General features: G+C 63.1%; 19 protein-coding genes. 11 read left to right on the top strand and 8 right to left on the bottom strand.

All coding sequences use genetic code 11. From position 1 onward, the window contains the following. Nucleotides 1-24: 24 nt before the first annotated feature. Both Q7P63_08160 and Q7P63_08155 read right to left on the bottom strand, forming a co-directional pair. Complete coding sequence (locus Q7P63_08160) at nucleotides 25-390, bottom strand: metalloregulator ArsR/SmtB family transcription factor (GenBank protein MDP0500061.1); 366 nt, start codon at nucleotides 388-390, stop codon at nucleotides 25-27. Then, a complete protein-coding gene (locus Q7P63_08155) occupies nucleotides 371-826 on the bottom strand; it encodes an SRPBCC family protein (protein ID MDP0500060.1) in 456 nt (151 codons plus the stop codon). The genes Q7P63_08160 and Q7P63_08155 overlap by 20 nt, the downstream gene beginning before the upstream one ends. Before the next feature lie 108 nt (nucleotides 827-934). Between Q7P63_08155 and truA the strand changes: the two genes are divergently transcribed. Then, nucleotides 935-1,744, top strand: a complete 810-nt coding sequence (gene truA / locus Q7P63_08150; protein MDP0500059.1) for a tRNA pseudouridine(38-40) synthase TruA — start codon at nucleotides 935-937, stop codon at nucleotides 1,742-1,744. 40 nt (nucleotides 1,745-1,784) lie between these two features. After that, the gene (locus Q7P63_08145) at nucleotides 1,785-3,038 is read left to right on the top strand and encodes a cytochrome P450 (GenBank protein MDP0500058.1); all 1,254 of its coding nucleotides are present in this window, start codon (nucleotides 1,785-1,787) and stop codon (nucleotides 3,036-3,038) included. On the opposite strand, the gene Q7P63_08140 is transcribed toward Q7P63_08145, so the two are convergent. The 3 genes from Q7P63_08140 to hpt are packed head-to-tail and all read right to left on the bottom strand — an operon-like array spanning nucleotide 3,007 to nucleotide 6,029. Next, the gene (locus Q7P63_08140) at nucleotides 3,007-4,638 is read right to left on the bottom strand and encodes a Na+/H+ antiporter NhaC family protein (GenBank protein MDP0500057.1); all 1,632 of its coding nucleotides are present in this window, start codon (nucleotides 4,636-4,638) and stop codon (nucleotides 3,007-3,009) included. The genes Q7P63_08145 and Q7P63_08140 overlap by 32 nt on opposite strands. A gap of 4 nt (nucleotides 4,639-4,642) precedes the next feature. Next, nucleotides 4,643-5,410, bottom strand: a complete 768-nt coding sequence (locus tag Q7P63_08135; GenBank protein ID MDP0500056.1) for a putative 4-mercaptohistidine N1-methyltransferase — start codon at nucleotides 5,408-5,410, stop codon at nucleotides 4,643-4,645. Nucleotides 5,411-5,444: 34 nt separating this feature from the next. Beyond that, complete coding sequence (gene hpt, locus Q7P63_08130; GenBank protein ID MDP0500055.1) at nucleotides 5,445-6,029, bottom strand: hypoxanthine phosphoribosyltransferase; 585 nt, start codon at nucleotides 6,027-6,029, stop codon at nucleotides 5,445-5,447. A gap of 184 nt (nucleotides 6,030-6,213) precedes the next feature. On the opposite strand from hpt, the gene Q7P63_08125 reads away from it, so the two are divergent. The 4 genes from Q7P63_08125 (at nucleotide 6,214) to Q7P63_08110 (ending at nucleotide 12,768) form a co-directional block, all read left to right on the top strand. Further along, entirely contained in the window at nucleotides 6,214-7,467 is a 1,254-nt protein-coding gene (locus Q7P63_08125) for a hypothetical protein (GenBank protein MDP0500054.1), read from the top strand. Between the two features lie 148 nt (nucleotides 7,468-7,615). Then, nucleotides 7,616-9,169 carry a bifunctional phosphoribosylaminoimidazolecarboxamide formyltransferase/IMP cyclohydrolase gene (purH, locus tag Q7P63_08120; GenBank protein ID MDP0500053.1) on the top strand — a complete coding sequence of 518 codons (1,554 nt, stop codon included), beginning with the start codon at nucleotides 7,616-7,618 and terminating at the stop codon, nucleotides 9,167-9,169. A gap of 48 nt (nucleotides 9,170-9,217) precedes the next feature. Then, nucleotides 9,218-10,345: a HAMP domain-containing sensor histidine kinase gene (locus Q7P63_08115; protein MDP0500052.1), complete on the top strand. Its 1,128-nt coding sequence runs from the start codon at nucleotides 9,218-9,220 to the stop codon at nucleotides 10,343-10,345. A 161-nt stretch (nucleotides 10,346-10,506) separates the two neighbouring features. Beyond that, nucleotides 10,507-12,768: an AMP-binding protein gene (locus Q7P63_08110; protein ID MDP0500051.1), complete on the top strand. Its 2,262-nt coding sequence runs from the start codon at nucleotides 10,507-10,509 to the stop codon at nucleotides 12,766-12,768. Nucleotides 12,769-13,097: 329 nt separating this feature from the next. Here the strand turns inward: Q7P63_08110 and Q7P63_08105 are convergent, their stop codons facing one another. After that, on the bottom strand, nucleotides 13,098-13,817 hold the full coding sequence (locus tag Q7P63_08105) for a Bax inhibitor-1 family protein (protein MDP0500050.1): 720 nt from the start codon (nucleotides 13,815-13,817) through the stop codon (nucleotides 13,098-13,100). Between the two features lie 172 nt (nucleotides 13,818-13,989). Here Q7P63_08105 and Q7P63_08100 point away from each other — a divergent pair, with 172 nt between their 5' ends. The 3 genes from Q7P63_08100 (at nucleotide 13,990) to Q7P63_08090 (ending at nucleotide 18,329) form a co-directional block, all read left to right on the top strand. Then, entirely contained in the window at nucleotides 13,990-15,576 is a 1,587-nt protein-coding gene (locus Q7P63_08100; protein MDP0500049.1) for a glycine--tRNA ligase, read from the top strand. A 160-nt stretch (nucleotides 15,577-15,736) separates the two neighbouring features. Further along, nucleotides 15,737-17,557 (top strand): CAP domain-containing protein, encoded by a 1,821-nt coding sequence (locus tag Q7P63_08095; protein ID MDP0500048.1) that lies wholly within the window; start codon nucleotides 15,737-15,739, stop codon nucleotides 17,555-17,557. Nucleotides 17,558-17,744: 187 nt separating this feature from the next. Continuing rightward, nucleotides 17,745-18,329: a response regulator gene (locus Q7P63_08090; protein ID MDP0500047.1), complete on the top strand. Its 585-nt coding sequence runs from the start codon at nucleotides 17,745-17,747 to the stop codon at nucleotides 18,327-18,329. Nucleotides 18,330-18,344: 15 nt separating this feature from the next. Here the strand turns inward: Q7P63_08090 and Q7P63_08085 are convergent, their stop codons facing one another. Then, nucleotides 18,345-18,767 (bottom strand): MarR family transcriptional regulator, encoded by a 423-nt coding sequence (locus Q7P63_08085; GenBank protein MDP0500046.1) that lies wholly within the window; start codon nucleotides 18,765-18,767, stop codon nucleotides 18,345-18,347. A gap of 170 nt (nucleotides 18,768-18,937) precedes the next feature. Here Q7P63_08085 and Q7P63_08080 point away from each other — a divergent pair, with 170 nt between their 5' ends. Further along, on the top strand, nucleotides 18,938-19,699 hold the full coding sequence (locus tag Q7P63_08080) for a MipA/OmpV family protein (GenBank protein ID MDP0500045.1): 762 nt from the start codon (nucleotides 18,938-18,940) through the stop codon (nucleotides 19,697-19,699). 20 nt (nucleotides 19,700-19,719) lie between these two features. Beyond that, nucleotides 19,720-20,115 (top strand): hypothetical protein, encoded by a 396-nt coding sequence (locus Q7P63_08075; GenBank protein MDP0500044.1) that lies wholly within the window; start codon nucleotides 19,720-19,722, stop codon nucleotides 20,113-20,115. 4 nt (nucleotides 20,116-20,119) lie between these two features. Here the strand turns inward: Q7P63_08075 and Q7P63_08070 are convergent, their stop codons facing one another. Further along, complete coding sequence (locus Q7P63_08070) at nucleotides 20,120-22,231, bottom strand: BamA/TamA family outer membrane protein (GenBank protein MDP0500043.1); 2,112 nt, start codon at nucleotides 22,229-22,231, stop codon at nucleotides 20,120-20,122. Nucleotides 22,232-22,332: the final 101 nt, after the last annotated feature.

Raw genomic sequence — 22,332 nt, 5'->3', positions numbered from 1 at the left:
GTCCTTCTGTTCAAATCCCCTTCCTCACTCCTGTTCCACATTTCCCTCCTCCACGAAGGCTTTCAGCCTGCCGAGGGCGTGGTCCCATTGGGCGGAGACGCGGTCGAGATAGTCTTTCATGGCGTCGAGGGGGGCAGGATCGAGTTGGTAGAGGCTTTCGCGGCCGGAGCGGACGCTGTGCACGATGCCCGCGCCTTCGAGCACGCGCAGGTGTTTGGTCACGGCCTGTCGGGTGAGGTCGAAGCCCTCCGCCAGCTGTGAGATCGAGCGCGCCTCGCCGCCGGAGAGCCGGTTGACGAGGCAGAGGCGGGTGGCATCGCCCAGCGCCGCAAAAACGGGCGCTGGGTCGTAGCGGTCGGAGGCAATAAGGTCAGACTTTCGGCGCGACATGGTTGGCGATGTTCTCCAGCTGTTCCTCCCAGCCCATCGTGTTCATGCGCATGGCTTCGTCGTAGCGGTGGGTGGGGATCTTGTCGAAGCCAGACTCAGTCACCTTCAGCAGCGTGCCACGTTCGGAGGGAGTCAGCTCCAGTTCGACCAGCGTAGGGGTTTCCTTCGAGTAGTCGACCTCAGGATCGACGCAATAGGGGTGCCAGCGGTAGGCGAGGAGGCGCTGCGAGTCCATCTTCTCGACCATGAAGTCGACCACGACGTGCTCGTAGCCCTTGAAGGTGATCTGGCCGCGCGTGGTCTTGCCCGGCTGGAAAGGCCCTTCGAGGTTGATGCCAAACCACTGGCCAAACTGGCGGTGGTCGGTCAGGGCCTCCCAGACTCGGGCCACCGGTGCGTTGATGTCGATTTGTTTGGTGATCGTATGTGTTTTCATAGGTAACCTTTAGGTTGCATATTTGCACGGCCAGCTGGAAATGCAACTATTTAGTTGCTTAAAAACTCCTTTTAAGGACGAGCCTCAACTGATTTGCTTCTATCCCCTATGCGTTGGAAGTGCACCGTCGCCTACGACGGCACCGATTTCGAGGGCTGGCAGTCTCAGCCCAGCCAGAACACGATCCAAGACCACATCGAGCGCCGCCTGGCCTTTCTTTTCAAAGGCCACTTGCGCATCCACGGCTCCGGGCGGACCGATAGTGGCGTGCATGCGCGCGGGCAAGTGTTCCACTTCGACGGCGAGTGGAAATGGGAGCCCGAAGACCTGCTGAAGGCCCTGCGTGTCGGCTTCCCCGATTCGATCCAGGTCTACCGTGCCGAGCGTGTGCCCGACGACTTCCACGCCCGCTTTTCCGCCACCGGGAAGCGGTATATCTACCGCATGTTCGAGGGCTTCGCGGGCCCCTTCGACTACCGCTGGCACTGGTCGCTCGGCAACTGGCGGCTGGATGTCGATCGCATGAACGAGGCGGCCAAACTCCTGCTGGGCGAGCACGATTTTTCGGCCTTTTCCGCCAATCCCCGCGACGGTCGGGAGGAATCGACCGTCAAGGACATGCGGCGGCTGGAGCTGGTGCGCGAAGGCCCTTATGTGACGCTCTACACCGAGGCTTCGGGCTACCTGTTTCGCATGGTCCGCAGCCTTGCGGGCTGCCTCGTGCACGTGGGCATCGGTCGGCTGACGGGCGACGATCTGCGGGAGATCCTCGAATCCGCGACCCGAACCGAGCGAGTGGTGACGGCTCCGGCGGGCGGCTTGTTCCTCGACCATGTGTATTACGAGGGCGCTCCTTCACCCGACCCGCGACCCGGCACGATCGCACTCGGCGGTGGCGGGCAAGGCCCTTGGAAGTAATTCACCGTTGGGCAGGAATGCGCCATGCTGGACCAATGTCATGGCCGAGATTCCCCGCACCCATGGCTTTGACTGCACGGCAGCCCTGCTGAAGGAGGGCTACACCTTCATCTCGCGTCGCTGCGAAGCGTTTCAGTCCGACATCTTCGAAACACGGTTGGCCTTGCGTCGGGCATACTGCATCCGAGGCCCGGAGGCCGCGCAGGTGTTTTACGAAGGCGGGCATTTTTCGCGTGAAGGTGCCATGCCGCCCACCACTCTACGCCTGTTGCAGGACAAGGGCAGCGTTCAGTCGCTCGAAGGCGAGGCGCACCTCAACCGCAAGAAGCTCTTCATGTCGCTGATGTCGCCCGAAGGTATCGCACGGGTGGGAGACCTTTTCGAGGACGCCTGGCGGGAACGCATGGCAGGCTGGGGGCGGGCCGACAGCGTGGTGCTGCACCCCGAAGCGCAGGCGATCCTTTGCCGCGCGGGTCTGCAGTGGCTCGGTATCCCTCACACGTCTGGCGATTTGCGAGACTGGACCCGCGACCTTGCAGCCATGATTGAAAACGCCGGTCGCATGAGCCCCCGCGTGTTGGGCGCCTTGATCCAGCGCCAACGAGCCGAGCTGCGAGGGCGCCGTCTGATCGAAGACGTTAGGGCTGGGCGCCTGCAATCTTTGCCCGAAGGTGCCCTCCAACGCCTCGCCGATCACCGCGACCTCGACGGCCAGCTGCTGGACCCCAGCATCGCCTCGGTGGAGCTGCTCAATTTGCTGCGACCTCTGGTGGCGGTGGCGCGTTACATCACGTTCATTGCAGCCTCACTGCACGAGCAGCATGCGGCGCGCCCACAGCTCGACTCGCGAGATGCCGCTTCGGTCGAGCGCTGGGTGCAGGAGGTGCGTCGCTTTTACCCGTTTTTCCCGCTGATCGGCGGGCGGGCCACGCGGCCCGTGCGCTTCAAGGGGCACCTGCTCCCCCGTAGCTCATGGGTGTTGCTCGACCTCTACGGCACCAATCGCGATCCGCGGACTTGGGACGCACCGGAGGCCTTTCGGCCGGATCGCTTCATCGACTGGGAGCCCAGTCTCTACAACTTCATCCCGCAAGGGGCCGGCGACCACTTTACTACCCACCGCTGCCCGGGTGAGATGATCACGGTGGAGGTCATGCGCCGCGCCGTGCGCCTGCTGACAATGGGGATGCGTTACGAGGTGCCGCCGCAGGACCTCTCGATCCCACTCGATCAGATGCCCACGCTGCCCCGGAGCGGCTTTATCATGCGCCGCGTGCAAGGCTCCGCTGCCTGAAGATGAAGGGCAGCGCGAGCACAATGGCGGCCATGGCGGCAAGGCTGCCCCAGATGTTGGTCCACCCGAGCCCCAGTGGCCAGTAGCCGACAAGGGAGGCGATGGCCGCCCCGATAAAGGCATACGGCATCTGTGTGCGCACATGCTCGACCGGCTCCACCTCGCAGGCGATGGACGCCATGATGGTGGTGTCGCTGAACGGGCTGCAGTGGTCGCCAAAGACGGCACCGCCAAAGACCGCGCCAACGACCCCGGCCAGAATGGTGCCGAGCGGGGCGCAAGGGGCGGGCATCTCCAGCGCAAACACGGCGGGCAAGGCGAGGGGCATCAGCAAGGCCATCGTGCCCCACGCGCTGCCGGTGGAAAACGAGATGAACGCGCCGACCAGAAACACCGCCAGCGGCAGGTAGTTGATCGGCAGGTTGCCCTGCAGCAGTTGCGCAATGGCGTCGGCGGCGTCGAGGGCGCCGATCACGCTGCCAATGATCCAGGCGGCGGCGAGGATCAACAACGGTGCCGCCATGTCGCGCGCCCCTCGCAGGAAGACATTGAGCGGCCCCGGCTCGCCCGGGCGGCGAGGATACAGCAGGTAGGCTGCGATCAGGCCGGGCAGGGTGCCGAGCACGAGGATCATCGCGCCGTCGCCACTGCTGAACGAGAGCGCCACCTTGCGCAGCGTCACCGGCCACAGCGGGCGGGCCTCCCAAAAGTAAAACAGCCCCATGATGCCCCCCACCAACAGCACCAGCGGGATCAGGGCGGTGGCGAAAGGTGCGGAGGGCGCCGCTTCTTCGGCGCCTTGGGCTTCACCGCGCGCGAGGGCCTCCTGCGCCCGGCGCTCGGCTGCGGCCATCGGCCCGATGTTCCAGTTGGTCCACACGCTCCAGATCATGAGGAGCAGGGCCGTGAGCACATAAAAATTTGTGGGGATGGAGGCGAAGTAAAGGCCGGTGGCGGTATAGTCCTCCAGGAGGTGCATGTCGTCCAGACTGCTCTGGATCAGCGTCAACTGGGTCGCAATCCAGGTCGAGATGAAGGCGATGCAGGCCACGGTCGAGCTCGTGCTGTCGGCGAGGTAGGCCATCTTGGCAGGCGAGACGCCGGCGGGGCGAGCGAGCGAGCGCGTCACCCGGCCAATGAGTAGCGCGTTGGCCAGCCCGTCGAAAAAGCAGATAAAGCCCAGCCCGATCGTCGTCATCTGGAGCCGGCGAGACTGGTTCGGCGCGCCCTGGAGAAAGCTCTGCACAAAAGTGCGCAGGCCGCCGCCTGCTTCAATCAGCGCGGCAAAGCCGCCCAGCATCAGGCTGAAGAGGATGGCGCCGATGTTCCAGGGGCTCGTCAGCGAAGGCACCAGGTGCTCCACCGGCACCGACCACGCGGCGGCCAGCGGGTTGCCCATCTCCAGCAGTAGGGCACCCGCAAAGGCGCCCACGAGCAGGCTGACGACGACCTTGCGCAGCAGCCAGACGCCGAGCAGGCCCACCGCAGTCGGCCAGAGCGCGCGCCATGGCGAGTCGATATACAGCAGCAGGTAAGTGGCGGAGGCCGTCCCCAGCAGGTAAAAGAGAAGCGTTAGCTGCTGACGGGTCGGTGGGGCCATGCGTTTACGCAGAGGGCTGGCGGCGGCGCCAGATACTGGCTTGAGCGACCGACCACTGGTACTTGCGGCGGTGCTCCCGGATGAGGAACGGCAAGTCCTTGGCCTGGACGAGTTCGAAGTGCGGGCTCAAGGCGGCTTCAAGCGCTTCGAGCGGTTCGCCGGTGGCGGGCGTGGCGCCCAGCCAATATTCCTTGGCCGTAAAGGTGTCGAGCCAGCTGTTGGGCGTGGTGATCACGAGCTGGCCGCCCGGTTTCACGAGGTCGGGCAGGCGCTCCAGCAACAGTTGCGGGCGGGGGAGGCGACAGAGGAGATTGCAGGCCAGCACCACGTCGAAGCTCCCGAGGTTGGGGCGCAGGCGCTGGGCGTCGCCCTGCTCGAAGCGCACCCGGTGGCACGGTACGTCGGGCAGGTGAGCCGTCAGTTCGCGGTAGATACTGCCGGTTTCGAGGACTTCGAAGGGCAGGGCGTGGTCGCGGCAAAGAGTGCGGGCCGCAAAGATGAAAGTATACGAGAAGTCGACGCCGATCACGCTGTCGCAGTGGCGTGCCAGCTCGAAGGTGCTACGACCGACGGCACAGCCGAGGTCGAGCGCACGGGCGTGCTCCGGCAGGCTGGCGGTGTCGACACATTCCGTGACGCAGCGCACCGGGAAGTCGAGCGCATCGCGGGGGCCATTGGGCCAAGGTAGCTGGTCTTCCGGTTGTCCGTAGTGGAAGAGTAGATACTGGCTCAGCAGCTCATCAGTCTCATAAACGTTTGCTTCAGGTGACATCGCGCGACGGGTAAGGGGCAGGAGCGCGAGCGGCTTAATTCCACTCGGGCGGGTTCTGGCACTCGGCCTTGAGCACGCCGATGCCCGGCAGGTTGCGGTAGCGCTCGGCAAAGTCGAGGCCGTAACCCACCACAAACTCGTCGGGGATGCGGAAGCCGACAAAATCGGGCTTCAAGTCAACCTCCAGGCGGTCTTCTTTTTCGAGTAACACGCAAAGGGCGAGGCTGGCCGGCTTTTCGTGCTGCAGCTCGCGCATCACGCGCTTCATCGTGTTGCCGGTATCGAGGATATCGTCGATGATCAGCACGTGGCGGTCGCGCAGGTCGAGGTGGATGCGGTCGAGGATCTGCGGCTTGGTGGCCGGGCGCATCTGGTCCTGATAACTGGAGACGCGGATGCAGTCGAGGCGCACCGGGCGCTGGATCGCCCGCATGAGGTCGGCCGTGAAGGGCAGGGCACCATTGATCACTGCGACCAGCGTCAACTCGTCGACATTGGCATAGTGGTTGGTAATGGCTTGTCCCAGCTCCTGGACGCGCGCCTGGATGTCTTCCGGTGCGATCAGAAAACGGTCCAGATCCTGTTCCCAGGCGGCAAACGTGGTGCGACCCTCTTGCATAAGCCCCTAAGCTAGAATGGGCCCGGTACCCTGTCAAAGGAAAGCATATCAAAAAGGCCCTACCCGGTTATTAGACCAAGTAACGCCGCACCGGCGCGAGGGGAAGGGCTCAGGCGGCGGGTTCACGCTTGCCGTCGTCTCTTTTTCAGGTAGTTTGGCCTAGGTTTCCGTCTTTCAATCTGTCATGCAATCTCTGTTTTCTCCCCTCTGGTCAGCCGGTTTCTGGCGGGTGTTTCTGATTATAGCCCTGTTTTTTGGCGGCAGTCAGGCCTTGGGCCAGTATCGCCAAAGCGATTTCGCCCGCGATCAGGCGACCGCCAGCGCCACGAGCGATCTGGTAAGCAAGCTGCCGCTGGAGCAGACGCTGGGGCCCCTGGCGGCGGTCGCGATCTCGCCCTTTTTCGGTCTCGCCTGCCTCTCCGGCATTTCGCTCCTGGGCCAACAGGGCCTCGTGCCTGCCAACCAGTTCCTGGAGGCCAACCCGGTGCTGGGCAGCCCCATCGTCTTCTTCATTTTCGCCGGACTCTCGGTGCTCACGACGCTGCCCAAGCTCTCCAAGGTGTCGAAGCCGATCAGCCAGGTGGCCGACCAGCTGGAAGTCTATGCCTCGATGATCAGCTACGGGGTGATCTTGTTTGCGGCGGAGGGCAGCCTGGAAGGGCTCTGGGCGGCCACGCCTGCCACGCCGATGGTGCAGGCGGGCATCGCCTCGCTTTCGATCGAGACGATCCTGTTTGTCGTCGCGGCCGTAAATCTCCTGGTCATCAACACCGTCAAGATGTTCTTCGACCTGTTGATCTGGCTCTGCCCGGTGCCGACTGTCGATGCTATCTTCGAAGTCGCGAGCAAGGCCCTCTGCGGCGGTCTCGTGGCCGTCTATGCCTTTCATCCGATGACGGCACTCGCCCTCAACCTGCTGATCTTCCTCGTCTGCCTCGTGCTCTTCGTCTGGGTCAAGCGCCGCACCACCTTCTATCACAGCATGCTGGCCGCTCCGCCCCTGCGCGGCATCATCCGCTCCCTGGGCTTCCCGCACTACGACCCCGATGCGGCGCAACTGAAGCCGTGGCAGGAAGAGGCGGGGGAGGGCGCGCTGGTGGTCAAAGCCTTCCCCAACCGCAAATGGCAAGGCATCCCCAAGCGCGGGCGCTGCTTCCTCATCGCCAAGCCGGGGCAGGCCGAGATCGTCTACCCCCGCTTCCTGCGCTCCACACGCCGTCGGGCACTACCCGAGGGCGGACGCCGCGTGGTGGCCTCGCTGCTGGTCAATTCGCTGGAGATCGCGATGCCGGAGCGCCGCAAGCCGATCAAATGGCATTTTTCGCACCTTTACGACGAGCAGCGGCCCCAGCTGGCGGCTCTGCTGCAGGCCCCCGTGCAAGCGACGGACGAGCGCGGCCTGAACGCGCCGGTCTGCCCGCCATTGCCAGCGAATTGAGGAGCGTTGGACCGCCTTTACAAATTTACCCCTCAAAAAAGAGATCATCCCTTTGACTCACCAGCCGTTATACAATGCTGGCCAGTTAGTACAAGGCAGGCACCTTTCAGCCTTGCCAGAAGGGGATCGAAGCCATGGAACTGTGCACGTGGAAAAGCTCGCCCTTCTTTCCGTCAGTGACAAATCCGGCCTCGTGGCTTTCGCCGAAGCCCTCGTGAAGCAGCATGGTTACACGCTGCTCTCGACCGGCGGCACCGCGCGTGCCCTGCAGACGGCCGGCCTCCCCGTGACGGAGGTCAGCGAATACACGGGATTCCCGGAGATGATGGAGGGCCGCGTGAAGACCCTGCACCCCAAGGTGCACGGCGGCCTGCTGGCCCGTCGCGATGTGCCCGAGCATCTGGAGCAGGCCAAGGCCCACGGCATCGGCCTGATCGACCTCGTGGTCGTCAACCTCTACCCCTTTGAAGAAACCGTGCGCAAGCCGGGCGTGACGCTGCCGGAAGCGATCGAACAGATCGACATCGGCGGCCCCTCCATGCTCCGCAGCGCGGCCAAGAACCACGGCTCCGTTTCCGTGGTGGTCGACCCGAGCGACTATTCCCGCGTACTCGAAGCCATGGCCGAGCCGGAAAAGCTCGCTGAGCTGCGCCGCCAACTCGCGCTCAAAGTCTTCCAGCGCACCAGCGCCTACGACGCCGCCATCAGTGCCTACCTCGCCCAGCAATACACCGACGATACGCCCGATGCCGCCGCCCTGGCCGGCTTCCCCGGCACCTTCGAGCTTTCGCTGCCCAAGACCCAAGACCTGCGCTACGGCGAAAACCCGCACCAGAAGGCCGCCCTCTACGGCCGCTTCTTCGAAGTCTTCGAGCAGCTGCAAGGCAAGGAGCTGAGCTTCAACAACATCATCGACATCTCCGCCGCCACCTACCTCATCGGCGAGTTCGAGAAGCCCACCGTCGCGATCCTCAAGCATACCAACCCCTGCGGCGTCGCCAGTGCGATGAGCCTCACGGAAGCCTGGGACCAAGCCTTCGCGACCGACCGCCAAGCCCCCTTCGGTGGCATCATCGTGGCCAACCAGACCGTCGATGAAGAACTTGCCAACCGCATCCGCGAGATCTTCTGCGAAGTCATCATCGCCCCCCACTTTACCGACGAAGCGCTCAGCCTTTTCGCCAAGCGCAAAAACCTCCGCCTCATGATCGCCAAGGACGGCGTCGGGGCCGAAAGCCTCAAGGACGTCCGCAGCGCCGTCGGCGGCCTGCTCGTGCAAGACCGCGACCAGCGCAAGGTCTACCCGCAAAACTGCAAGGTGGTGACCGAGCGCCAGCCGACTGACGAAGAGTGGGCGGCCATGATGTTTGGCTGGCGCGTGGTGAAGCACGTGAAGAGCAACGCCATCGTCTATGCCACGGCCGAGCGCACCCTGGGCATCGGCGCGGGCCAGATGTCGCGCGTCGACTCCTCCAAGATCGCGGTATGGAAGGCCGGCGAAGCCAAGCTCGACCTGCAAGGGTCCGTAATCTGCTCCGATGCTTTCTTCCCCTTCCCCGACGGCCTCATCGCCGCTGCCGAAGCCGGGGCCACCGCTGCCATCCAGCCCGGCGGATCTGTCCGCGACGAAGAAGTCATCGCTGCTGCCAACGAGCGCGGCATGGCGATGGTCTTCACCGGCGTGCGCCATTTCCGTCATTAAAGGATTGGCTTCATTGCGGCGATTGGTAGAAAACCTTACATCTTGATTTTGAGCCAACCACCAGTAGACGAGTCCTTTTCCAGGGAACTGCTCAACGCAGTCCCTTATTGTCTGCTGGTGTTGGACCAGAAGCAGGCGGTGGTGTATGCCAACGACCGCTTTCGCAAGCTCTTCCAGGCCGTGCGCCAGCAAGAGCTGGAAGTCGGGCGCAGCTATATCGAGCAGGCCCGGCGCGAGGATGAGCACTGCCTCCTGATCGACCTGCTGGAGCACCGCAAGGTCGAGTCGCACTGCTGCGAAGTCGAGCTGGAAGACGGCGTCCGCTACTTCCAGATCCACCTCAGCAGCTTCGGCCCCCAAGGGCAGTATCAACTCGTCCAGCTGGAAGATGTGACGGAGCGCAAACGCGCCGAACGTCGCGCGTTGGCCGCCCAGCAAGGCCTGCGCGAAGCGATGCGCACGCGTGATGTGATCCTCTCGATCATTGGGCACGACCTGCGCTCACCCATCGCTCAGCTCAATGCGATCCTTTATTTGCTCAAGCAAACGCCCGGCACCCTCAGCATCGAAAAGCTGCAGGCCTACAGTGCCGAGCTGGAGGACATGACGCGTCACCTCTCCAGTGCGCTCGACAACCTCCTCCACTGGTCCACCAGCCACCGCCGCGGCCTCGACCCCAAGTGGGAAACCGTCGACCCGGGGCAGGTGATGAGTGAGTCCGTCGGGCTGCTCCACCCGCTGGCCCTGCACAAGCAGATCTTCCTGGCGATCGACAACAGCATCACCTCTCGCATCGAGACCGACCGCGAGATGCTGGCCTTCATCATGCGCAACCTGCTGGCCAATGCGGTGAAGTTCACGCCTGCCGCCGGTCGGATCCAGCTGCGACAATGGCAGGACCAAAGCTCCTTTTACTTTGAGGTGAAAGACAGCGGCGTGGGGATGGATGCCGACCAGCTCAAGGAAATCCGCCGGACCGACAGCTTCCTCTCCACACGCGGTACGGCCGGAGAGCGCGGGGTGGGCCTCGGGCTCAAGCTCTGTCTCGAATTCACCGAAAAGCTGGGTGGGCGCCTGCACTTCGAGAGCGAAGTCGGCAAAGGCACGGCGGTGCGCTTCACCATCCCGCTCCGCCACATTACACCGGAGCTCGACCCGACCGATGACGAGGCGTAATCAAGCCGACATAAAATGTCGGATCGGATGACAGGAAAAGAGCATTCGAAAGTGTAATCAGGAATCGCGTTTTTGGAAATGCGGTTCCTTTTTGTTTGAATACCAGAGGCTTGCGGTAAGTGAGGACGCTCGTTGGCACAATCCGGGCAATAGGAAATGGCATGAACACCGCCACTACATTGCCTCTCCCCCTCGCGCCGGAAGCCACGGCCTCCGCTGCGGCCACCCATGAAACCGGCTGGAGTCATTGGCTCCGCCTCTTTCTCCGCTGGGTGCTCGTCCGCCTGTGGGGCGTCAAGGCGACCGGCCTGGAGCAACTCCCGCGCGAGGGTGGGGTGCTGATCGCGCCCAACCACCTCAGCTACGCCGACTGTCTCCTGCTCGGTGCCCTCAGCCCGCGCCCGGTCCGCTTCATGGGTACGCGCCACTTCCTCAAGTATCGCTGGGGCCGCTTGCTCTACCGTGCCGCCAACGTCATCGCCGTCGACCCGCAACAGCCCAGCAGCTGCATCCGTGCCGCGCTGAAGGCGCTGGAGGCAGGCGAAGTCGTGGCGATCTTCCCCGAGGGCAACATTTCCGTCAGCGGTGAGCTGATGCCGTTCCAGCCCGGCGTCCAGTTGCTCGCCCGCCGTGCCCGCGTCCCCGTCTTCCCGGTGCACCTTCGTTATTGCCCCCGCGACCGCCAACGCCGTATCTTCAAGTGGCTAGAACCCCGTTACCCCAAACTCCGCGACCCCCGCCAGGCCCAACTGCGCCTGCTTACCCCCATGCCCCCTGCCAAAGTGAACGCCGAAGCCCTGCGCCAGCGCATCGCCGTGGCTGAGTCGGAAGCCTACGCGCAAAAGCCCTACCTGCAGAGCCACCTCGCGGCCGAAGCCGTCAAGGCGCTCGCCGCCCGCCCGCTTGACCGCCAGGTTGTGGACTGTGCCCGGGGCCGCAAAGAGCTGCGCAGCGGCATGATCCTCGCCGCCGCTCTGGCCCTCGCCGAACGCTGGCGCGAACCGCTGCGCGACGAAGAACGGGTGGGCGTGGTCTTCACCGCCGGCCTCGGTGGCATGATCACCAACCTTGCCCTTGCGCTGCTCGACAAGACCGCCGTGAACCTCAACTTCACCGCTGGCAGCGCGACGGTAGCCAAGTGCATCGAGCAGGCCGGGCTCAAGACCATCATCACGGCAGGGCCGATCAAGGCCAAGCTGCCTGAAGACTTCCCGTGGACCGAGCGCACGCTCGACCTCCTCCATGAGCAGCAGGCGCTCTCCAAGCCCCGCGTGCTCTGGCACTTTGCCAAAGTCGTGGCGCTGCCCGCCGCCGCCCTCCTGCGCCTCTACCGCGTGCCGACCGAAGGCGGGGAACGCCCGGCCACCGTGCTCTTCTCCAGCGGCAGCACCGGCCAGCCCAAGGGGGTAGTGCTCAGCCACCGCAACGTGCTCGGCAACATCCAGCAGATCAAGGACTGCGAGCTGCTCGACCGCACGCAAAAGCTGCTCTGCTACCTTCCCACCTTCCACAGCTTCGGCTACACCGTCACGCTCTGGTATCCGCTCGTCACCGGCCTGCCCTGCGTTTGCCTGCCCTCGCCGCTGGAGACCAAGAAGATCGCGGAGACCATTGCGGCCGAAAAGGCCACCATCATGGTCGGCACCCCCACCTTCCTGCGCCCCTACCTCAACCGCATCGACCCGGAGCAGCTGCGCAGCGTGCGCTACGTCGTCGGCGGCGCGGAAAAGACGCCCGAAGGCTTTGCCGAGAAGTGGCAGGAGACCTTCGGCAGCGTCTACCTCGAAGGCTACGGCCTCACCGAGACGGCCCCGGTGGTATCGGTCAACCTCCCGGCCAGCCCCAGCTATGACGAGCGCATCCGCGCCGGCTCGGTCGGTAAGCTCTTCAACGGCATCGCCGCTCGCGTGACTGATCCTGTGACGGGCGAAACGCTGCCCGAAGGCTCCGTGGGCATGCTCGAGCTACGCGGCCCGAATGTCTTCCAAGGCTACCTCGGCGCACCCGACCGCACCCGCCAGGCCTTCCACGATGGCTGGTATGTCACCGGCGACCTCGCCCGCGTCGACGCCGACGGCTACCTCTTCATCGAAGGCCGCCTCAGCCGCTTCTCCAAGATTGGCGGCGAAATGGTCCCGCACGGCACGGTGGAGGAGACCATTACCCGCGCCTTCCTGCTCGACGAAGCCGAAACGCCCCTCGTGGCCGTGACCGGGGTTCAGGACGCCCGTAAAGGCGAAAGCCTCGTGCTGCTCGCCGCCGTCGCGATCAAGCCCGAAGACCTCCGTGCCCGCCTGCAAGAGGCCGGACTGCCCAACCTCTGGATCCCCCGCACGATCAAGCGCGTCGACCACATCCCCTGCCTCGCCTCCGGCAAACTCGACCTCAAGCGCATCCGCGAACTGGCAGAGCGGGCGGAGTAGGAGGGGGGGGGCTTGGCAAAGTGGCATGGCCCTTCAATCGGAGTGGCACCCAATGGGTGCCTTCCTCCGGGGGCGCCTCCGGCGAAATCCGGCTAGCTGCTAGCATCCCTGTGGGATGCGTGAAGGCAGCTTCGCGCGTGGACTCGACGCATCCGTAGGATGCCAGCGACTAGCCGCGATGTCGCCGCAGGCGACTTCCGGTAGGTGCGAAAGAACAGATGCACCCCAAATGGGGTGCCAGAAAGGGGGGAGAGCGCGAACAGTATTATTACATAAAAACGCGACCATCTTTTGGTCGCGTTTTCTTTATAAATTCTGCTGCAGGCCTTCTACCGGCGGCTCGCGATAAAGATGCGGAGGATGTACCAGAAGAGCAGGGCGATGGCGGCGAAGAGTTCGAGGGCGGCGCCGACGTATTGGTCTTCCTGGTATTGGTTCATCACCTTGGACGTGGTGTAGAGGATCGCTCCGGCGGCGAGGCCGACCATGGCAAAGGAGAACCAGAGCCCCAGATCGAAGCCGAAGATGGCACCCGCCACGATCAGGCCGATCGCGAGCAGGCCGGCTACCTTGAGGATCGAGCCGAGGAAGGAGAAGTCCTTGCCTGTGGTGAAGACGACCGCGCTGAGGGCGATGAAGAGCGCCACCGTGAGGGTGCCCGCCTGCAGGATCAGCTCGGCACTGCCGTTGACGACTGCCATCGCGATAAAGAGCAGCGGGATGAAAATCAGGGACTCCAGCAACACGTAGAGCGCAAAGCCGCCGTATTGCAGGCCCTTGTTGTCTGTGCGGTGCGCGAGTGAGCTGGCCATCCAGCCGCCAACCATGAACGCCCCGAGCAGGCCCAGCCAGCCCACCTGGCCCCAGCCGAGCACCATCGCGGCAAAGGAACGCGCGATGCCCGTGGAGAAGAAGGCGACTTCCAGCAGGATGAAGCCCAGCACCGCGGCGGCGAGGTGGGCGTAGGTCTTGCGGATGAAGGCGGCGCGCGATTCGGCGGGCGCGTCGATGACGAACACAGGTCCGGCAGGGTTGAAGGCGTGGCTCATAAAGGAAGGATTCGGTTCAGTTGCGGCGCGATGGTAGAAACCCTATCGCTCTTGATCAATGGCTAAAAGCGGCGCGTGGGCAGAAACGTTTTGCGCGGGTTGGGTGCCGATTACGGCTTCCCGGCTTCCTTCGCTTGACCAACGCGCAGCCGCCTCCCAAGCTGGCTTGCTTATGGCCGAGGCCCCGACTGAACGCAAACTCCCCTCGATGGAAACGCTGGTGAACCTGTGCAAGCGCAAAGGGTTCGTCTTCCTCTCCAGCGAGATCTATGGTGGCTACAATGGTTTCTTCGACTACGGCCCGCTGGGTGCCGAGGTGAAGAAAAACATCAAGGATGCCTGGTGGAAGGCCATGGTCCACGAACGTGAAGACGTGGTGGGCCTCGATTCGTCCATCATCATGCACCCGCAGATCTGGAAGGCGTCCGGCCACGTCGACACCTTCGCGGATCCGATGGTCGACTGCCGCGAAACGCGCCTGCGCTACCGGGCCGACCAGCTCTTCTTTGCCCCGATCTACCTGACGGAAGAGGGCGCGAGCGACAGCAGCCTGGTGGGCTACGCCGTGGTGCTCGAAAACGAAGACGTCTCCGGCTCGCTGATCAAGCGCGCGTCCACCATCCGCAAGGCCCTCGACAAAAAGGGTGCGAAGGTCGACGAAGAGGCGCTGACCCTCAACATCCGCGAGTTCACCGAAGCCTCCGAGGAAGAGCGCGCGCAAGCCTGGGGCCCCGACGCCACCAAGGCCGGCACCCTGACCGAGCCGCGCCAGTTCAACCTCATGTTTTCGACCAAGGTGGGGCCGCTGGCTGACGATTCGGCTGTCGCTTATCTCCGCCCGGAGACCGCGCAAGGTATCTTCCAGAACTACAAGAACGTAGTCGACACCACCCGCGTGAAGATCCCGTTTGGCATCGCCCAGGTCGGCAAGGCCTTCCGCAACGAGATCACGCCGCGTAATTTCATCTTCCGCAGCCGTGAGTTCGAGCAAATGGAACTCGAATACTTCATCGACCCGGATGAGGGCACCTGGCCCGAAGTCTACCGCTACTGGATCGATTGGGGCCGTAGCTGGCTCAAAGACATTGGCGTCGATCCCGAGCTGCTGAGCGAAGACGTGCACCCGCAGGAAAAGCTGAGCCACTACTCCAAGGGCACGACCGACATCATGTTCCGCTTCCCGTTTGGGGTACAGGAGCTGTGGGGTATCGCCTGCCGGGGTGCCTTCGACCTCACGCAGCACCAGGAGCACAGCGGCAAGACGATGGAATTCTTCGACGACGAGCGCAAGCTGGCCGGAAAGGAGCCCTTCAAGTACATCCCGCACGTCGTGGAGCCCTCGCTGGGCGTCGACCGCACCTTCCTCGCGGTCATGACCTCCGCCTACTACGAGGACGAGATCCCCGACGAAAAGGGCAAGCTGGAGAAGCGCGTCGTGCTGCGCTTCCACCCCCGCATCGCCCCCTACAAGGCCGCCGTGTTCCCGCTGCTCAAGAACAAGCCCGAGCTGGTCGAAAAGGCCCGTGGCCTCTACACGCAGCTCAGCCGCCGCTGGAACATCTTCTGGGACGCCTCGGGCGCCATTGGCCGCCGCTACCGTCGCCAGGACGAGATCGGCACCCCCTACGGCATCACGATCGACTTCGACACGATCGAGAAAGACAACACCGTCACCATCCGCGACCGCGACACCACCGAACAGATCCGCCTCCCGATCGACCAGGTCGAATCCTGGCTCTCGGAGAAGATTTACGGTTAAGCCGCTCTTGAGGTCGGTTTCCCTTTCGCCCGCGCACCATCCGGTCGCGGGCTTTTTTGTGCCACTACGGTCAGCTATTTGTAAAAAAGCAGGCTGGAAAGTAGAGGCCCTATTTAGACGTTGTCTAGATCAGCCGAGTAGGGCAGGAATGCCGACGTCTATGTCACGAATTTGCCCCACTTTGCTCGCGCTGGGATCGGTTTTCGGTGCAAATACCCTTTCCTTTGGTGCCATCGCCATCACGAAGCCGGCGGAGACCCAGGAGCCGGTCGCAGCCCCTGCCACCCCCCTCCGCGCAGCCTCGCAAGCCCAAGCCACTCGTGCCGTGGCACCGGCCGCCGCCGTCGCAGGCTACCGCAATGGGGCCGAGGAAGGCAGCGCGGGCCTTGTGCTGGAAGGCATTCTCAATGGCGGGTCGACAGATTTTTCCGCCTTCAGCCTGGTGCAGGGCGCTTACGTGGCTCAGGGCGATGCCGCCTTCCGCTTGGCGAATTCTCGCTTAACGGATAAAGACCCTTTTACCGACGCTTCTTTCCGCCTGCCTGACCCGATCAATGTGACGGCCGACACGCAGCTCTGGTTCTTCAGCCGCCTCGGCTTTGCGACGACCAGCCAGGTCGCCAAGCTGCAGGTCTCGACCGACGGTAATTCGTGGGAGACGCTCTGGCAAGACGCCGGCAATGGCGCGACCAACAGCACGAACCTGCCGCAGAGCTTCAGCGAGATCAACCTCTCCCTCGCGGCCTATGCGGGGCAGGCGGTGTATGTGCGCTTCCTCTTCGATTACACCGGTGGCAGCGCCTTCAGCCCCACCTCCTCACTCGCCGGCTGGTTTATTGACGATATCCAGATCGGCAGTGAGCGGGCAAAGGACTTCTATGCCTTTGGCGATCCGGACGACGAGGAGACGCTCTACCTCGAATTGATCAACCGTGCCCGTGCCGACGCCAACGCGGAGGCGCAGCGCCTGATCGACAATATCGACGCCGGACTGGTCAACGCCGTGCGCGGTGTCGACTTCGACGAGATGAAGCGCCAATTTGCCACGCTCGACCAGCACCTGCCACCGGTCGCGTTCAACCAGCAGTTGATCGCCGCCGCCCGCCTGCACTCGCAGGACATGTACAACAACGAGTTTCAGGGGCACGTCAGCTCAACGAATCCGCCCAGCCCCAACCAGCCGCTTGACGACCTCGGGGACCGCGTGCAGCGCCAAGGCTACGGCTACTCGTCTCTTGGTGAAAACGTTTTCGCCTACTCCCGCTACACCTGGTACGGCCACGCCGGCTTTCAAATCGACTGGGGTGGTGACGCCTGGCACGGCATGCAGACGCCTCCCGGCCACCGCGAGAGCATCCACAATCCCAAGTTCAAGGAAGTGGGCGTCGGCATCGTGAACGGCACCAAGGGCAGCGTGGGGCCGCAGATCGTGACGCAGGATTTCGGTGCTCCGTCGAACAGCCAGAGCTTCCTGACCGGTGTCGTCTACACCGACGGCAACGGCAACAATTTCTACGACCCAGGTGAAGGCGTCGGCAACGTGCGCATCGAGGCGGAAAGCGGGGCCTACTACACCCTCAGCGCCGCATCCGGTGCCTACACGCTGCCCCTGGGCTCCAACGATGGTAGCTATACCATCCAGTTTACAGGGGAGGGGGGCTCGCACCAGCAACAGGTGACGGTCGCCGATACCGCCAACGTGAAGCTCGACTGGGACCCGACCGACGTGGTGGTCTCGACCCCCGTCGATGCCGGAGTGGGCGTGACGGTCGACAGCCTTACGGTCGCCAACGGCCATTTTACGCTGCACTTCACCGTCTCGGCCGCGCGCGATTTCGACACGGCAGAAGTCCAGCTGCAAGGCTGGGGTGCTGGCAGCTTCACCACGCTGACGACGCTCGACCTCGGGGCGGGCACCAGCAGCCACCAATACACTGGCGACTACGCGGCGGGCGGCCTCATCCGTGTCATCGTCCGCTAAAGGGGTGGAAGCGTCGCATCTGTAGGCCCGTTTTTAACGACTTATGGGTGCGAATTTCTCTTCAAAAATTACCCACTTGGACGATAGAGTGCTTTGTGTCTGGTCTTTAGACGGGCCGGACGGAGGGAAAAGAGCTGCTGCTTGCCGCTGATTTCTCTCGTTTCTTCAATAGTCTGGACCCGCTCACATGAACATCCTCGTTGCCGAAGACGACTTTATCTCGCGTAAGCTGCTCACCAACATCCTGGAGGAGTTGGGACACGAGGTGACTGCAGCCGAAGACGGCGAAGAGGCCTGGCGCCTCTATCAGACCGTGCCGACGCGTCTGGTCGTCAGCGACTGGCTCATGCCCAAGATGGACGGGATCGACCTGGTGAAGAAGATCCGCAGCCACCCCAAGTCCGACTACACCTACATCGTGATGCTCACGGCCAATGTCGGGCAGCGGGAGAACTACTTCAAGGCCATGGACGCAGGCGTCGACGACTTCCTCACGAAGCCGCTCGACCGTATCCAATTAACGATTCGCCTGAAGGTGGCCGAGCGCATCCTGCGCGCCACCTCGCGCATCCACTCGCTCGAAAACGTCCTCACCATCTGCGCCTACACCAAGAAGATCAATTTCCCGGAAGAAGGCTGGCAGACGATCGAGGAGTTCATGCAAAAGCACTTCGGCATCACCGTTTCGCACGGGATCGAGCCCAACTACTACGAGCAAGTCATCAAGCCCCAGATCGAGCAGTTGAAAGTCGCACGCTCGATGGAAGGGTAGGGCGCTCCGGCAAGGTCAGCGCTGTTCGCGCAACCATTCGCGGATCGGGTAGAGGATATCGCTTGCCGCCAGCAGCGTTTCGGCGCCGACGGCTTCGCGCATCGCCACGAGGAAGGGCATGATCGCGGCCACGGCTTCGTGATGGGCTTCCACGCCCGCCGGGGCCACGCTTACGACTTTGCTGCGTCCGTCGTTCTGGTTCTTTTTGAGGGTTACGAACCCTTTTTTGGCCAGCTTGTCGAGGGCTTCGCCGATGCTAGGCTTGCTCAGTAAAAAATGGTTGGCCAGCTCCAGCGGGGTCTTTTCGACGCCCGGCCGCTTGTACAAGTGGTGCAGGATGCTGAATTGGGCCATCGTAAGCCCATGCGGTAGCACGTTCACGAATTTGGACGTTACGTGGTTGTGAATCATGCTGATCTTCGCGAACAGCTGAAACATGTCCTCCTCATCTTGGGGAATTTGTTGGGCCATAGGTCAGTTTTTGACTTGAGATGTAGTAAGGATGCTTACTAAATGCGCTGGAATTCAGGGTGTCTATAAAATAACAACGCAGAAAAGGAACTATGACGGCTTTGAGCCTTACGCAAAATCTATCCGTACTGGCGCTCATGGTAGGGGGATGGGCGGCAAATGCGCTCGCGCAGGCGGATGACACATTCACGGGCTTTGTGGCGGCGGGTATCGCCAACGTGCCCCAATACGAAGGTTCGGACGATTACGAAATCAAGCCTTTGGTCGCGGCCCAGCTCGACTATCGAGGCTATTCGCTGGAGATTCTGGGCACCGATCTGCGGGCCGAAGTTTCGCCGTGGGAGTGGGTGGAATTCGGCCCGAGCCTCTCCTTCCGCGGGGGGCGTGAAGACGACGTCGACAACGAGGCCGTGCGCCGGCTACGCGAGATCGACGACGCCTTCGAAGCGGGCGTGTTCGTGCGCTTTCCGTTCCACGCCGTTCTTTCGCTGCGAGACCGCCTTTCGCTGCGGGCCGAAGCCCTCTTCGACTTGTCGGATACCTACGACGGGTATGTCCTCTCCTTTGCCGCCAGCTACGACTATCAGGTGAACGACGTCCTGACGCTCGGCGTATCGCTGCAAACGACCTACGCGAGCGAGGACTATCAGCAGACGTATTTCGGCATCGACGCCGATAACGCGGTACGCAGCGGGCTGGCCCCCTACGAGGCAGACGCGGGCTTCAAGGACGTGGGCATCCGCTTCAGCGCCAAATACATGTTCACCCAGGAGTGGGGTGTGATCGGGCTCCTCGGCTACCAGAAGGTGCTGGGCGACGCCGCCGACAGCCCCATCGTGGAGCAGGAAGGGGATGCCAACCAGTGGCTGGGCGGCATCGGTGTCGTCTACGAGTTTTAGCCCACGTAGAAAGGAAAGGCATGAACCGACCGATCGACCACCTGCTCGACAGCAAATATCTCTGGCTAGGCGCGCGCTGTGTGCTGGCCTTGCTGCTTTTCGTTTTCGCCTGGGTGCAGCTCTCCCAGTTTGCCGACGAAGGGGCGGCAGGCGGTCGACCGTTTATGGCCGATGCCTTTGCCTTGCTCCTCGCCGGCTCCGTCCTCATGGCATCCGCGATGGTGCTGTTCGACCGCGGGATTTGGATGGTGTGCCTCGTGATCGCGGCAGAAGTGGTGCTCGCGCTGCTACTTTCGGCTCGCCCGGGTAGCGGAGTGCTGGCGGGCTCTTCCGTCTGGTCGCTGCTCGCCATTGTCGGCGGGCTGCTCAACGCCGTCGTCGCCAGCCGCTTTCACCAAGTGCTGCGACGGTGGTAGGAGACTAGAACGGATACCCGATGGAGAAGTGAAAGGCGCCGTTGGGGTCGCTCTCGCGCTTGTTGAGGTTGTGGCCATACTCAAAGCGCAGGGGGCCCAGCGGGGTCATCATCCGCAGGCCCGCTCCGGCGCTGGCGAGGTATTGGTCGCCCGGCCAGCTGGAGATGTTTTCGCCCTGCAGCAGCTGGTCGGCAAAGAACACCATGTAGATGTTCTTGTAAAAGCGGCGCTGCACCTCGGTCGAAAGCAGGCTGATCGTCTCCGCGCCGATGAAGGTGCCCTCGCTGTTGCGCGGAGCGGCCTTGCCTTCGGTGTAGCCGCGGATCGAGTTTTCGCCGCCCGGGAACATACGTTGGTTGAACGGTGAGGCCTCGCGGTCGCCGAAGAACGACGTCAGCGCCTCGTGCTGGAAGCCCACGCGCAGCCGCCACGAAGAGGTGATGGGCCGCTGCCAGGAAATGGTGCCGCCCCATAGCTGGTAGCGCTCTTGTGCGCCCAGGATCTCGTCTGCAAACTCGGAGCGGAAGGTCCAGCGGATCCCACTGTCGGGCGAGAGCAAAGAGTTGCGCTGATCGGTGGCCCACTCGAAGGCGATGGAGGCGGAGAGCTGATCGGGGTCGCCCGGGATCTCGGTGCCGTCGATCGAGCGCGAAGTCAGCTGCTCCAGGCGATAGACGAGGGAGTAGCGGCTGTCCCAGTCTTCCAGTTCGCGGTAGACCCCGGCCTCGGCGCCGTATTCCTCACGATCGAACGACACCTCTTCACGGGTGATGCCGTAGAGGCTGAACTGCGAGTTGTAGGCAAAGGCGCGCGTTTCCGGGATCGCATACTGCCAGCGTGCGGCTGAGCTCTTGAACGTCTGAAGCGCCTGAAAAGTGGTGCTGTGCGCGCGCCCCCAGAGATTGCGGTATTGGTAGATGAAGCCGACCCGCAACATCTCATAGCTGCCCCAGCCGAGCAGCAGGCTGAATTTTTGCTGCTTCACCTCTTCGGCCATGAAGACCGCACGCTGGGCTGCCTCGCCGTCGTCGGTCTCCATCGGCTCCAGGCGATAGCGCATGCGGGTAAAGGCACCGAGCCGGGCCAGTCGGTCGCGCGAATCTTCGAGCGCGAGGCGATTCAGCCACTGGCCTTCCTCCACCGTGATGTTGCTGCGCACAAACTCTTCTTCGGTGTCGATGAAGCCCTCCAGTGCGATGGCCCCCAGACGGGTGCGTGGGCCAGGCTTCACCACCAGGTCGAGCGTCACGTCCACCCGCTCGTTTTCAGGTTCGGAGAAGGTGGGCTCCAGCGAGATTTCAACTCCCGGGTAGCCGTTGGCGTAGAAGATGTTGCGCAGCGCAGTGGCATAGTCGCGCGCACGGCTGGCGGAGTAGGCTTGGTCGACGTCCTGCACTGCTCGCAAGAGCCCGGCGGCGAAATCGTCGCTCACCCCCTCGGCCAGCTCGTCTTCGACCTGCGTCAGCCAGTAGCGCGGGCCTTCTTCCACTGCGAGGTCGACCGATACGGCACCGCTCTCGGTGTCGATGTCCACCGTGTCGATCATCACGTTAGCTTCCTGATAGCCAATCGCCTCCAGCTCCGCCGTCAGGTTGCGCACGCCGCTGCCGAGGATCGACTCGTTGTAGGGGCGGTCGCTCTTGGAACCGATGAGGCCCTGCGCGGGGTGGAAATACAGGCGTGCCTGATCCGGCTCGATCACGTCGGAGCCGGTGAACGCGACGCGGTCAAAATAAAAGAGCAGCCCTTTTTCGATGCGAAACTCGGCGCGCTGGGCCTCGGGCAGGTGCGTGTCTTCGCTCAGTTGCAGCTCATCGCTCCACGTATAGTCCTCCAGCTTGGTGCCCTCGGCATCGAAAAGCGCCACATGCACGGTGGGCTCCAGATAGCCGCCCTGCCGCATCTGCTCTTCGAGGAAGAACATGGCGTCCTCGATCATGTTGGCGTTCCAGTGCTCCTGCTGCGGCAGCTCCAGGCTCCGCTTGAGGATGCTCTTCAACGTCAGGTTCTGGAGCCAGCCGGTGCCGTCGACCGACACTTCGACTGCGGCCAGGCTGGTCGGCAACAAGGCGAGGGCGCCCAACAAAGGCCAGCGTTTCGGGGTTTTTCGCGTCATCGATTCACAAGCACTATAGCGTAGGCGCATCCGCTGTCATCCAGCAGAGGAAATTTCGGTGGGGGCGGGGCAGGGAAAATCATGGCGTGGGCCTTGAAGGA

The organism is Verrucomicrobiota bacterium JB022 (assembly GCA_030673845.1).
In the GTDB taxonomy this organism is placed as follows: Bacteria; Verrucomicrobiota; Verrucomicrobiia; order Opitutales; family Oceanipulchritudinaceae; genus WOUP01.
The sequence above is the reverse complement of the archived record's forward strand: the minus strand, read 5'-3'. Positions and strand labels throughout refer to the sequence as shown.